The organism is Amycolatopsis pithecellobii (assembly GCF_009707865.1).
Lineage (GTDB): Bacteria > Actinomycetota > Actinomycetes > Mycobacteriales > Pseudonocardiaceae > Amycolatopsis_E > Amycolatopsis_E pithecellobii.
This window is the reverse complement of record NZ_WMBA01000005.1, coordinates 114,256-127,384: the sequence shown is the minus strand read 5'-3', so window position 1 is coordinate 127,384 and position 13,129 is coordinate 114,256. Positions and strand designations below refer to the sequence as shown.

10 protein-coding genes and 1 tRNA gene are annotated in these 13,129 nt (G+C 70.4%); 7 read left to right on the top strand and 4 right to left on the bottom strand.

What is annotated here, in order from left to right; all coding sequences use genetic code 11:
* Positions 1-28: 28 nt before the first annotated feature.
* From GKO32_RS05355 to kce, 3 genes are all read right to left on the bottom strand, one after another.
* Entirely contained in the window at positions 29-790 is a 762-nt protein-coding gene (locus GKO32_RS05355; protein WP_154755641.1) for an IclR family transcriptional regulator, read from the bottom strand.
* Between the two features lie 14 nt (positions 791-804).
* On the bottom strand, positions 805-1,569 hold the full coding sequence (locus GKO32_RS05350; protein WP_312867511.1) for an SDR family NAD(P)-dependent oxidoreductase: 765 nt from the start codon (positions 1,567-1,569) through the stop codon (positions 805-807).
* Between the two features lie 241 nt (positions 1,570-1,810).
* On the bottom strand, positions 1,811-2,746 hold the full coding sequence (gene kce, locus GKO32_RS05345) for a 3,5-dioxohexanoate:acetyl-CoA acetone transferase (protein ID WP_154755640.1): 936 nt from the start codon (positions 2,744-2,746) through the stop codon (positions 1,811-1,813).
* Positions 2,747-3,066: 320 nt separating this feature from the next.
* On the opposite strand from kce, the gene GKO32_RS05340 reads away from it, so the two are divergent.
* Genes GKO32_RS05340 through GKO32_RS05330 form a run of 3 tightly spaced genes read left to right on the top strand, consistent with a single transcriptional unit; the run spans position 3,067 to position 8,310 of the window.
* A complete protein-coding gene (locus GKO32_RS05340) occupies positions 3,067-3,765 on the top strand; it encodes a thioesterase II family protein (protein WP_166459392.1) in 699 nt (232 codons plus the stop codon).
* A gap of 24 nt (positions 3,766-3,789) precedes the next feature.
* Positions 3,790-4,614, top strand: a complete 825-nt coding sequence (locus GKO32_RS05335) for an SDR family oxidoreductase (protein ID WP_154755638.1) — start codon at positions 3,790-3,792, stop codon at positions 4,612-4,614.
* Between the two features lie 18 nt (positions 4,615-4,632).
* Entirely contained in the window at positions 4,633-8,310 is a 3,678-nt protein-coding gene (locus GKO32_RS05330; protein WP_154755637.1) for a non-ribosomal peptide synthetase, read from the top strand.
* A gap of 7 nt (positions 8,311-8,317) precedes the next feature.
* Here GKO32_RS05330 and selD read toward each other — a convergent pair whose 3' ends face one another.
* A complete protein-coding gene (gene selD, locus GKO32_RS05325; RefSeq protein WP_154755636.1) occupies positions 8,318-9,310 on the bottom strand; it encodes a selenide, water dikinase SelD in 993 nt (330 codons plus the stop codon).
* A 62-nt stretch (positions 9,311-9,372) separates the two neighbouring features.
* Between selD and GKO32_RS05320 the strand changes: the two genes are divergently transcribed.
* The 4 genes from GKO32_RS05320 (at position 9,373) to GKO32_RS05305 (ending at position 13,015) form a co-directional block, all read left to right on the top strand.
* Positions 9,373-9,467: transfer RNA gene (locus GKO32_RS05320), tRNA-Sec, on the top strand.
* A gap of 8 nt (positions 9,468-9,475) precedes the next feature.
* Positions 9,476-10,762, top strand: a complete 1,287-nt coding sequence (gene selA / locus GKO32_RS05315) for an L-seryl-tRNA(Sec) selenium transferase (protein ID WP_154755635.1) — start codon at positions 9,476-9,478, stop codon at positions 10,760-10,762.
* Positions 10,750-12,480, top strand: coding sequence for a selenocysteine-specific translation elongation factor (gene selB / locus GKO32_RS05310; protein WP_312867510.1), 1,731 nt, complete (start codon positions 10,750-10,752; stop codon positions 12,478-12,480). Before selA ends, selB begins: the two co-directional genes overlap by 13 nt.
* Before the next feature lie 166 nt (positions 12,481-12,646).
* On the top strand, positions 12,647-13,015 hold the full coding sequence (locus GKO32_RS05305; RefSeq protein WP_166459391.1) for an anti-sigma factor antagonist: 369 nt from the start codon (positions 12,647-12,649) through the stop codon (positions 13,013-13,015).
* Positions 13,016-13,129 lie beyond the last annotated feature (114 nt).

The following is a 13,129-nucleotide window of genomic DNA, read 5'->3' as shown; positions in this document are numbered from 1 at the left end:
CAACCTGCCAGTGCCGAACCGGTGACAGCTAGGGGACCTGAGCAGGATTTGACGTTCGGATTCGAGCGGTGAGGGTACTCGCGGTGCCCAGCAGCCCGGTCAGCACCGGCGAACCGGCCGACAGATCGACCGGCTGGTGGGCACCGAGCAACGCGACCGTGGCGCAGATCCCGTACTCGTCGAACACCGGGGCCGCCGCCGCGAACAGGCCGCCCGAGTGGCTCACGACGCTGTAGCCGTTGTGCCGGGCGAGGTGCACGTCGTCCGCCAGCTCCGCCCGCCGGTCCTCCGGCATGCCGTCGGTGATTCGCTCGAAGACTTGATCGTCCTGGCAGGCAAGGAAAACCCGCAGCTGCGCCGAGTCGAGGTCGAGTTGGGCACCGACGTGCACGGTCACCACGACCGTGCGGCTGACGTCCTCGTTGACCAGCGCGACGACGGGTCCACGGGCGCCCCACACCGCGAGCACCGTCGTCGCGCGCACCGAGGCACGCAGTTCCGCCAGATAGGGCGGGGCGATCTTGACGACCCGCCGCCGTCCCAGCGCGTGAATGCCGAGCTGCACCATCAGCCCGCCGAGGGCGAACGTGCCGCGCCGGTGCCCGCGCTCGAGGATCCCGGCGGTGACGAGCGAGACGCAGTACCGGTAGGCCGTCGTGCGGTTGAGCCCGAGGCGCTCGGCCAAATCGGCGGCCGTGAGCTCGCCGGTCTCCGGGCCGAAGAGCGCGCAGATCTGGCCGACCCGGTGCACCGCCTGGATATCCGAGCCGGACGCGTCGCCGTTCGCCATGACGTCGCGGGGGGCTAGGCGGTGAGCCCGCCGTCGACGGGCATGACGACGCCGTTGATGTGGCCGGCCCGGTCACTCAGCAGCCAGGCGGCGGCGTTCGCCACCTCGGCCCCGGTGCCGGCCTTGCGCAACGGCACCGCGGACACGCGGCGCTCGACGGCCGCCGGGTCGTTTTCCTGCCACGCGCGCAACATCGGCGAATCGGTGGGACCGGGGGCGATCGCGTTGACCCGCACCCCGAGCGGCCCGAAATCGTGCGCCGCCGTGCGGGTGAGCCCGATGACCGCGGCCTTGCTGGCCTGGTATGCGCCGAGCCCGGTGGCGCCGCGGATGCCGCCGATGCTGCTGGTGTTGACGATCGACCCGCCGTTTTCGCCCAGCGCGCGGATTTCCTCGCGCAGGCACAGCCAGGTGCCTTTCACGTTGATCGCCATGACCCGGTCGAAGTCCTCTTCGGACACTTCGTCGAGCCGGCCCTGCTGGTTGATGCCCGCGTTGTTGAAGGCGCCGTCGAGCCGTCCGAACCGCTCGACGGTGGCGTCGACGAACCCCGCGACATCGGCCGCGACGCTGACATCGCCCGTGGTGTAGGCGACGTCGTGCCCGGCCGAGGTGAGCTTCTCGGTGAGCGTGGCCAGCGCGTCCTCCGAGCGGGCGGTGAGCATGAGGGAGGCACCTTCCTCGGCGAAGACCGATGCGGCGTCGGCGCCGATGCCCGCGCTCGCGCCCACCAGGAGCACGACTTTGCCGGCGAGCAACCCGGATGCGTTCTCGGACACGTTGTCTTTCCTCTCGGTTCTCGGTACCAGGTTGTGTTTTATCAGCGGCGGAGCCGCTTGCTGTGGGCCGTCAGCTTGCACTCTGCTGCCGAATTCTCAGGTGGTTCCTCGCGAGGACAGCGCCGACGTGGCGAAGGTGCTGCCGCGCGCAGCGTGTCCGCCAGGGCTGGTGGTCGGGCTGGCGGGCGGGACTGAGGTTCCGCTACCCGCACCGCTAGGCAAGCCACTTTCAAAACGCTCCCTACAGCTTGATGTTCTCGGCGCCCTTGAGGGCGAGCATCCGGCGGGCGTCGGCCGGGGTCGCGATGGGCCTGCCGAGATCGGTGAGCACCTCGCGGATCTTGCGTACCTGCTGGGCGTTGCTCTTGGCCTTCTCGCCCTTGCCGATGTAGAGATTGTCCTCGAGCCCGACCCGGACGTGCCCGCCGAGCCACGCGCTGTGCGTACCGAACTGCATCTGCGGCCGCCCGGCGGCGAAGGCGGAGAAGTGATAGTCGGCGCCGAAGAGCTTGTCGGCGATCGCGACCATATGCGTGAGGTTCTCGTGGTCGGCCCCGATGCCGCCGACCACCCCGAACACGCCCTGGATGAGGAAGGGCGGCTGGGCAAGGCCGCGGTCGGCGAAGTGAGCGAGGCTGTAGAGGTGCCCGATGTCGTAGCACTCGTATTCGAACCGGGTGCCGCCCTTCTCGCCCAGCTCCCGCAGTGTGTACTCGATCTGCGCGAACGTGTTGACGAAGGGGCGGCCGTAGGTGCCTTCGAGATACGGCTTCTCCCAGTCGTGCTTCCAGTCGGTCACCTTCCCGGCGATCCCGGAGAAGACGAAGTTCATCGATCCCATGTTGAGCGACGCCAGCTCGGGGGAGAAGCGGGTCGCGGCGGCGAGCCGCTCCTCGATCGTCATCGAGGTGGCGCCGCCGGTCGAGATGTTGATGACCGCGTCGCACTGCTCGGCGATCGGCGGGATGATCTGCTCGAACACGCTCGGTTCGAACGCGGGCCTGCCGTCCTCGGGATGCCGGGCGTGCAGGTGGATGACCGCGGCACCGGCTTCCGCGGCGGCCAGCGACTCCGCCACGATCTCCTGTGGCGTGATCGGCAGGTACTCGCTCTGCGACGGCACGTGCACCGAGCCCGTCACGGCGGTACTGATGATCACACTGTCGGCAGTAATCATGCCGGTTTTCCTCCCAACAGGAACGCGGGCCGGCCGCGGTCGTCCGGTGTAGCAGTAATGTGCGCACTGTGAACAGTGTGTTCATGATACGGAACGAATTTGCCCGCGTCTACCTCTCGCTCAACCCTTGCGGTAAGAAGAGTTCGGGATGCGAACTTCGTGCGCTGCATGATGAACGATGTGGGCGGTGCGGCTGTTCGGGTAGGTTCGGTGTCCTGCCGGGCACGATCGCCGGTCGTACCAGGCCATTGTTTGCGTGAAATAGCCGCCTCGCGTTACGGTCCGAACGACGAATTGCTGGACACGTCTGGGGGCTGTGCGTGTTACCTTTGATCTGCCTGCCATTCGCGGGCGGTGGGGCCAGTTTCTTTCATCCGTGGAACAAGCTCGGACTTCGCGAAGTCGTGGCCGCGCCGGTGCAGTTACCCGGCCGGGAAAGGCGGGTCGACGAGAAACCGTACCGGGACCTGCACGCCGCCGCCGACGATGTGGTGAAAACTGCGATCGAGACCGCCGGAAATGGTCCGGTCGCGCTGTTCGGGCATTGTTTTCTCGGCGCGGCTCTGGCGTACGAAGTCACCAGGCGGCTGCTGGACGACGGCCGAGTGGACGTGCGGCATCTCTTTGTCAGCGCGGCAAGGCCACCGTCGGCGGGCCGCGTCAGCGATGTCGCCGGAATGACCGACGATGAATTCCTGGCTCACGTGCGGCGCACTACCGGGTACTGGCACCCGGCATTCGACATCCCCGAAATGCGGGAGCTGCTGCTGCCGGCCATGCGCGCGGATTTCGAAATGGACGAAACCTATCGGCCGCGGGCTGCCGAGCCGTTACCCGTGCCGATTAGTGCAGTATTCGCCGAGGCCGACGAATTCGTTTCCCGGGAGGAGGTGAACGGCTGGCGGGAAGTGACCGCCTCGGAATTCTCGTGCACCGGGATGGCCGGTGGTCACATGTATCTGGCGGATGACCCGGGACCATTGCTGGAATTGATATCCACGACACTCGCGAAAAGCTGACCGGCGATGGCGAAAGGTACCTTGATGAAGCTTTCCGGGAGTACCGTCGTGATCACCGGCGCGGCCAGGGGGATCGGCCGGGCGTGCGCGGTGCGTGCCGCCGAGGAGGGCGCGGACGTCGTGCTCATCGACATCGCGGGTGACCTGCCGGATGTGCCCTATCCGCTCGGTTCAGGCGACCAGCTGAGCCGGACCGCGCAGTTGTGCCGGGCGCACGGCGCGTCCGTGCTCATGGCCCCGGCGGACGTGCGCTCGGCCGAGGCCGTCCGATCCGCCGCCGCAGCCACGGTGGACCGGTTCGGCCGCATCGACGTCCTGATCAACAACGCGGGCGTCGGGGCACCGGCGGGCAAGCCGGCGCACGACTACACCGAGCAGGAGTGGGCGGTCGTGCTGGACGTCAACCTGTCCGGGCCGTGGCGGCTGATCCGCGCCGTCGCGCCGGTCATGACCGCTCAGCGCTCGGGCAGCATCATCAACGTCTCCTCGACGGCCGGCCTGGTCGGCTACCGGCACTTCGCCGCCTACGTCGCGTCCAAGCACGGGCTGATCGGACTGACCAAATCGGCCGCACTCGACTACGCCCCGTTCGACATCCGGGTGAACGCCCTGTGCCCGGGACCGGTCCGGGACGACCCGGACTTCGACGGCCAGATGACCTCGGTCGTCGCCGGTTCGCTGGGCATCAGTACCGAGGAACAGGAAGCCATCGACCTGGAGTCGGTGGCGATGAACTCGGTGGTGGACCCCGCCGAGGTCGCCGGCGCCGCACTCTGGCTCGCCGGCGCCGACTCCCGCAAGGTCACCGGCACGGTGACCACGGTGGACGCCGGATTCTCCGCACGCTGACCGAGCAAAGGACCCACGATGCCTGGCGAAGCCTGCCACAGCCTGACCAGACGACTTCCCGCCGGCACCGGCGATCTCAGCGCGAACCTGGCCGCGCTCGCGGAACGCGTGCCACAGCTTCGCGGCGCGCGGCTGTTCACCGAGGACCTTCCGATCGCGTCGGACGAGACGGCCGCGGACCGTTACCGCGCAAGGGAAAGCGGCCGGGTCATCGGTGCCGCGCCGCAGATCCTGCGTGCCGTCGTGCTCGGCTACACCGACGGCGTGGCCGACCTGGTGCTGGTCGCCCGGCGTGACGCGGTGGACCGGCGCGCCCTGGATCAGCTGGCCACGGCGCTCGTGGACCCGGCGCACCCGGTCGAGCTGCCCGCACCCGGCGGCGAGCCCGAACCGGGTGACACCGCGCGCCTGTCGTGGGGCCTTGGCGATCCGGCCGAGGCCGGCCGGTCCGGGACCGTCCCGCTCACCACCACGGTGACCGGCACGGACGCACGGGAACTGCTGGCGGCGGCGACTTCGCTGGTGCTCGCCCGCTACGGCGAGAGCACCGAATTCGCCCTGTGCACGGCGGGTCCGCGGGCCGCCACGCACTGGACCGTCATGGGTACGCCGGTCGAGGACGCGACGCCGGTGTCCGCTCTGTTCGAGGCTGCCCCGGCCTCCGGCGCGACATCGGCGGTCGGCGTGCTGGTCACTCAGGAGCGGTCCGGGGACACCTACCGGCCCGTCCTCGCGCCGGTCTTCCCGGCCACCCTCGCGTGGGAGCACGCTGCCGACGGTGCGCTACGCGGGACGTTCCACTACGACCGGGGCGTGCTGGCGCCGGAGATCGCCGCGCAGTTCGCCCGGCACATGTGCCGCGTCGTGGACACGCTGGCGAACGTTTCGCGGGATACCCCGGTCGGCGATATCGAGCTGATGGACCCCGCCGAGGTCGCCACGATCGTCGCAAAAGGACGGACAGCGGCGAGTGAAACCGCTGCCGAAATCGGTATTCACGAGCTGTTCCGTACGGTCGCGTTGGCGCAACCGGACGCCCCCGCGGTGTCCGATGTGGACCGGACGCTCAGTTATGCGGAACTGGACTTCCGCGCCGGGCAGGTGGCCGGTGCGCTGCGCGAACACGGCGTGGCGCCGGGTGACCGGGTCGGCGTGTGCCTGGAGCGGGACGCTGATCTGGTGGTCGCGCTGCTCGGGGTGCTCAAGGCCGGTGCCGCGTATGTCCCGATGGATGCCGCCTATCCGGCGGAGCGGCTGGCCTACACGGTGGCCGACGCGGGTATCCGGGTGGTGCTCGCGGGCGCGGATTTCCCCGTGGACGGCGTTACCGTGCTGCGTCCGTTCGAACTGGACGGTCCACCCATCGAGGATGTCAAGGCAGGTGCGGACGACATCGCCTACGTCATCTACACCTCCGGCTCGACGGGGCGGCCCAAGGGCGTGGCGGTGCCGCATCGCAATATCGGCGCGCTGCTGTCCGCGACCAGCGCGGACCTGAACCTGAGCGCGGCGGACACCTGGACGTTGTTTCACTCCAGCGCGTTCGACTTCTCGGTGTGGGAGATCTGGGGTGCGCTGCTGTCCGGCGGGACGCTCGTCGTCGTGCCGTACTTCACCGCCCGCGACCCCGAGGAGTTCCACGACCTGCTGGTGCGGCACCGGGTCACGATCGTGAACCAGACCCCGTCGGCGTTCTCCGCGCTCAACGAGGTCGATCAGCGGCGCGCCGGTGACCTCGCGGTGCGCCTGGTGATCTTCGGCGGTGAACCGCTGGACGTGCGGATCCTGCCCGGCTGGTTGCGCCGCCACCCCCGGTGCCGCGTGGTGAACATGTTCGGCATCACCGAGACCACGGTGCACGTGACCAGCCAGACGGTGACACCCCGGGAAGTCGCCGCCGGTTCGCGGTCGGTCGGGCGAGCGCTGCCGGGCTGGTCGGTATCCGTGCGGGACACCGCCGGCCGGGTCCAGCCCTTCGGTGTGCCCGGCGAGATCTACGTCGGTGGCGCGGGCGTGGCGAGTCATTACCTGAACCAGCCGGACCTGACGGCCGACCGGTTCGTCACGGATTCCGTTACGGGGCAACGGGTTTACCGCAGCGGTGATCTGGGCCGGCTGCGCCAGGACGGCCGGCTCGACCACCTCGGCCGGATCGACAGTCAGGTCAAGGTGCGGGGATTCCGGATCGAACTGGGGGAGATCCGCTCGGTTCTGCTGGAGGACCCGCGGGTGACCGACGCCGTGGTGGTCCTCGATGACGACGGGGACGCCGCCGACGTCCGGCTGGCGGCTTACGTGGTGGCCTCGCCTGCTGCGTCCACAATGGACATCCGGCGGCGTGCGGCGAAGTACCTGCCGGAGTACATGGTGCCGGCCGCCGTCACGCTGGTGTCCGAACTTCCGTTGACGGTCAACGGAAAGGTGGACACGAGCAAGCTCGCGACGAGTGCCCCGCCTGCCGAACCGGCCACCGAGACCGGTGATCCCGTGCTGGCGGTGTGGCGCAAGATCCTCGGCGAGCACATCGAGCCGGACGACGATTTCTTTGCCACGGGCGGCAATTCGCTGCTCGCGGTGCGATTGTCCGGCGAACTGCGTCAGGCAGGACTGCCGCCGGTGTCGTTGCGGGAGCTGTACCGGTACTCGACCCCGGCCGAACTGAGCGCCTTCCTGCGCGGCCCCGAACCCGAACCGGGGCTGTCCGATGTCGGCCGCCGGGTGTTGGCGGCGTGGAGCGAAATACTGGACATCCCGGCCGGGCGAATCGGGTTCGACGATGACCTGTTCGAGATCGGCGGCAACTCACTGGCCGCGATGAAGATTGCCTTGCTGCTGCCCGATCTCGTCACTTTGCCTGATGTACTGCGGTTTTCGCGGCTGGGTGAGCTGGTCAAGGCCGCCGAGGAGGCCGCGGGAGACCGTGGTGGCGTGCTGATCCCGCTGACCTCGGAGGTCGCCGAACCGGCCGCGACCGTGGTGTGTGTGCCTTATGCCGGTGGGAATGCCGTGCACTTCAAGCCGCTCGCGGACGCGGTCGCGCGGCTGGACGGCCGGGTGGCGGTCGCGGCGGTGGAGCTGCCCGGGCACGCGCCGGGGTCCACAGTGGACGATCTGCGCAGTTTCGCGGCCACCGCGGAGCTGGTCACCGCCGAAATCGAGCGCACCGTGTCCGGCCCGGTGGTGTTGTGGGGCCACTGCAACGGCGCGCCGCTGGCGCTGGACGTCGCACGGCGGCTCACGGAGCACGGCCACGAGGTGCGACACCTGTTTTTGGCGGCCATGCTGGTGGCCCCCGTCGCGCAGCTCGAAGAAACCTTGCGGGAGACCGAATCGCTGACGTTCGACGACATCCGGCAGTACCTCGCCGCGTGGACCGGCACCGCGGAGCTGGACCACCTGGGCGCGGGTTTCGAAGAGCTGGTGACGCGCACGTTCCGGCACGATGCCACACTGGCCAACGAGTTCCTGCTGGCCGGGCGCCGGTCGGCGGACCGGCGGCCGCTGCCCGTCCCGGCGACGATGGTGGTGGCCACCGACGACAAACTCACCGACGGCTACGAAACCGGCTGGCACGACTGGGGTTTGTTCGTCGAGCAACCGGCCCTGGCCGAGCTCGGCGGCGGCGGGCATTACTTCACCCGCACCCGCCCGGACCAGGTGGCGGATGTGATCGGGCAGCGGTTGACGGACAGCTGAGGCCGGCTCAGTGGACGACGATCGTGCAATCCCCGCGGGTGGTGAGTTCGCCGATGACCGGGGCGCCGGGGATTTCGCCCGCGATGAGGAGGCCGCCGGAAGTCTGGGCGTCCGCGAGCAGGAGGGCTTCGTCCTCGGGGATGGCCGTCAGGTCGGCATGCGGGCGCACCCAGTCCAGGTTCCGCCGGGTCCCGCCGCTGACGTAGCCGTCGCGCAGGGCTTCGCGGGCGCCCGGCAGGTACGGCACGGCCGCCGAGTCCACGATCGCGGTCACCCCGCTCGCCCGCGCCAGTTTGTGCAGGTGACCCAGCAGCCCGAAGCCGGTGACATCGGTGGCACAGGCGACCCCGGCCCGCAGCGCCGCCGCCGACGCCGTGTCGTTGAGTGTCGTCATCGCCGTGACCGCCGCCGGGAAGCGTTCCCCGGTCGCCTTGTGCCGCGAGTTGAGCACCCCGATCCCGAGCGGCTTGGTCAGCGACAGTGGGGTGCCCGGTTTGCCGGAATCGTTACGCAGCAAGCGTTCCGGGTGCGCCGTACCGGTGACGGCCAGGCCGTACTTCGGTTCGGGATCGTCGACGCTGTGCCCGCCGGCGAGATGGCAGTTCGCCGCTATGCAGATGTCCAGACCACCTCGCAGCACCTCCGCGGCGAGCTCGGACGGCAGGGTTTCGCGCGGCCAGCCCAGCAGGTTGACCGCCACGACCGGGGTGCCGCCCATTGCATACACGTCCGACAGCGCGTTGGTCGCCGCGATCCGGCCCCAGTCATAGGCATCGTCGACGACCGGGGTGAAAAAGTCCGTGGTGGCGATGACGGCCAGCCCGTCCTGGATGCGCACCGCCGCCGCGTCGTCACCCGCGTCGAGCCCGACCAGCAGCTCGCCCGGCGGGTTGCCGGGGCGCGCCGCGGTCAGGCCGGACACCATTTGTTCGAGTTCGCCGGGCGGGATCTTGCAGGCACAGCCGCCACCGTGTGCGTACTGCGTGAGCCGTACGGTCATCGGCCCATTGTCGTCCCGCTGCGGGCATCCCGCGATGTTGGCAGGATGTCGGCATGGTCCACGGAGGCGTATCCGGTCTGGTGACCGGCGCGGTCTTCAAAACCGTTGAACGGCAGATCCTGCCGTTGGCGGGTTCGATTCCCGTCCGCCTCCGCCAGGAGCGCCATGACTGATCCCCGCCGCCTCGTCCCGCGCACCGACACCGTGCTGGCGTGTCCTGAACTCGTGCAGGCACAGCGCCGGCTCGGCCGCGATCTGGTGAAGGCCGCCGTGGTGGTGGCGCAGCAACGGGTGCGGGACGGACAGATCGCGCCGGACGACGTGGTCGCGCAGGTGCTCGCCGCCCTGCCGCCCACGGCTTCGTCCTCGCGGCGGGTGCTCAACGCGACCGGGATCATCGTGCACACCAACCTCGGCCGCGCGCCGCTGTCCCCGGCGGCACTCGACGCGGTCGCGGAGGCCGGCGGGTACACCGACGTCGAGTTCGACCTCACCACCGGGCACCGCGCACGCCGTGGCGAGGGAACGCTGGCCGCGTTGACCGAAGCGGTCCCGGCCGCGGGAGCGGTGCACGTTGTCAACAACAACGCGGCCGCCCTGCTGCTGACCGCGCTGGAACTGGCGCAGGGCAAGGAAATCGTGCTCAGCCGCGGCGAACTCGTCGAGATCGGTGACGGGTTCCGCATCCCGGAACTGCTGATGTCGGCCGGGGCCCGGTTACGCGAAGTAGGCACGACGAACCGGACGAACGTGCGCGACTACGCCGAAGCGATCGGGCCCGGCACCGGGTTCGTGCTCAAGGTCCACCCGTCCAACTTCCGCGTCACCGGGTTCACCGCCGCCCCGGACATCGCCGAACTGACCGGCTTCGGGGTTCCGCTCGTGGCGGACATCGGCTCCGGCCTGCTGACCGCGCATCCGGCGTTGCCGGACGAACCGGACGCCGATTCCGCCTTGCGGGCCGGCGCGAATCTGGTCACCGCGAGCGGTGACAAGCTGCTCGGCGGCCCGCAGGCGGGGCTGATGTTCGGCGACGCAGGCCTGATCGAGCGGTTGCGCCGCAACCCGGCCGCCCGCGCGCTGCGGGTGGACAAGCTCACGCTCGCGGCACTGGAAGCGTCGGTGCGCGGGCCGGTCACGCCGGTTCGCGCGGCCCTCGACGTCTCCCCGGACGACCTCGCGGAACGGGCCGCGAAGCTCGCCGCGGGGCTCGCCGGGTTCGGCGCGCGGGCAGTCGAGAGTGTGGCCGAAGTCGGTGGCGGCGGAGCGCCCGGAGTCCCGCTGCCCAGCGCGGCCGTGAGCCTGCCGCGACGGTTCGCCGAACTGCTGCGGGCCGGCACACCCGCGGTGGTCGGCCGGGTGGAGCGGGACCGCTGCCTGCTGGACCTGCGCGCGATCACGCCCGAGCAGGACGCCGAACTCGACCAGGCGGTGCGCCGGTGCGCGTCATAGCCACCGCCGGTCATGTCGACCACGGCAAGTCCACCCTCATCCGGGCGCTGACCGGGATGGAGCCGGACCGCTGGGCCGAGGAACGCCGGCGCGGGCTGACGATCGATCTCGGCTTCGCCTGGACCCGGCTGCACGGTGAGCGGTTCGCCTTCGTCGACGTGCCAGGGCACGAGCGGTTCGTGCCCAACATGCTGGCCGGGGTCGGCACCGCGCCACCCGTGTTGTTCGTGGTGGCCGCGGACGAGGGCTGGATGCCGCAGTCCGAGGAACACCTGTCCGCCCTGCATGCGCTGGGGGTCCGGCACGGCCTGCTGGCCGTCACCAAGGCCGACCGGGCAGATCCGCGGCCGGCCCTCGACCTCGCCCGCGCCCGGATCGCCGAAACCACGCTGGGTGACGTTCCCGCCGTGGCCGTCAGCGCCATCACCGGCGAGGGGCTGGCCGCACTGCGGACGGAGCTCGGCAGGCTCGCCGCGCGGCTGCCGGACCCGGACACCGGCGCCGACGTGCGGTTATGGGTGGATCGCGGGTTCACCATCCGCGGCGCCGGAACGGTCGTCACGGGCACGCTGACCGCGGGCACCCTGCGTGAGGACGACGAGCTCGTGCTCGCCCGCGACGGCACCCGGGTGCGCATCCGCGGGCTCCAGGCGCTCGGGGAGCCGTGCCGGGAAATCGCCGCGGTCGCGCGGGTGGCGCTGAACCTGCGTGGGATCGAGCGTGACCGGATCGGCCGTGGTGACGCGCTGGTCACGCCGGGTGCCTGGCGCACCGGCAGTGAGCTGGACGTGCGGCTGCATGGCGCCGAGGCGGCGGACCTGCACCGGAATCTGGTGCTGCACCTCGGTTCTGCCGGGGTCGGCTGCCGGGTCCGCCCGCTCGGCCGTGACACCGCGAGACTGTCGCTGGCCCAGGCGCTTCCGGTACGCCGGGGCGACCGGGGCCTGGTGCGCGACCCAGGGGAGCATCGCGTTCCGGCCGGGGCCGAGGTGCTCGACGCGCGGCCGCCCCGGCTGCGTGGCCGCGGCGCCGCGCGCGCCCGGGCCGCCGAACTGGCCGGCCAGCCGCGGCTCGCGCCGTTCACCGCGCTCGACGACGTCCGCGCGCTCGGCCTGCCCGCGACCGGCGTGCGGGCCGGCGGCTGGCTCGCCGACCCAGAGGTCTGGACCAATCTGCGCCAGGAGGCACCCAGGGTGCTCGGCGCCTGGCTGGCGGCCGACCCGGTTTCCGCCGGGATGCCGGTCGAAGCCTTCCGGCATCGGCTCGGCCTGCCGGATGCCGACCTGGTTGTTCCACTGCTGGCGGGAACCGGGCTCAGCGTGGCCGGCGGGCTGGTCACCCGCCCCGGTGGCGATTTGCCGTCCACAGTGGACCGGGCGGTGCGCGTGATCGAGCGGCGCTTGGCCGAGCATCCGTTCCGGGCGCCCGAAGCGGATGAGCTGCGGGCGCTGGGGCTCGGCCCGAAGGAGCTCGCCGCCGCCGAGCGGGTCGGCAGGCTGACCCGCATCACCGGGCAGGTCGTACTCGGTCCGGGTGTGTTCGACCGGGCGGCCGAGGTGCTCGCCGGGCTCGGCGTGACGTTCACCGTGAGTGAGGCCCGCCGGGCCCTCGACAGCACCCGGCGCGTCGCCGTGCCGTTACTGGAGGCGCTCGACGAGGCGGGCATGACCGAACGACTCGACTCCGGCGAACGCCGTATTGTCCACAAAGGACAGTGAGACACGGTAACGGTTGGGCTTCCCGGCGGGTGGCAGGGGGTTGCGTTTGGCAGTGGAGTGACTACGGTCGTAAGAGTCCACAGGTTGATGTAGCAGCCTGCCGCCCACGATCGGTGCGACGGGATGTCGCGCGCGGGAGGGCTGAACGATGTGTTACACACCTGGATTGCCGGGAACGCAGCCGAACTCGACCGAGCTGCTGCGGTTGCTTCGCGACGACGGTCGCCCCACGGTCCTGCGCGTCTTGGGGGACATCGACATGACCACTGCGGACACCTTTTCCGAGGGACTGCGGGCCACCGCGCGAAGCGCAGTCCCGCCGGGGCCCGTGATCGCCGACCTCAACGCCGTCGAATTCCTGGGCGCGGCCGGCCTCGTCGTGCTGGTCCAGGAGCAGGCGTGGTGCGACGAGCACGGGATCACCCTGCGCATCGTCAGCTCGGCACGGCCGGTGCTGCGCTCGATCAAGGTCACCGGCCTTGACGCCACGCTCACGGTGTCGCGCACGGTGGACGAAGCGCTGACACACGCCTGATCCGTCGCCGGCGCGGGCGACTCCAAATGGGTGAAACCGGTGCGGGAGCCGCCGGGGCCGCTCCATTGTGGAGGACCACCATCCGGAACGCGTGGACTTTTCACCAGGTCCGCA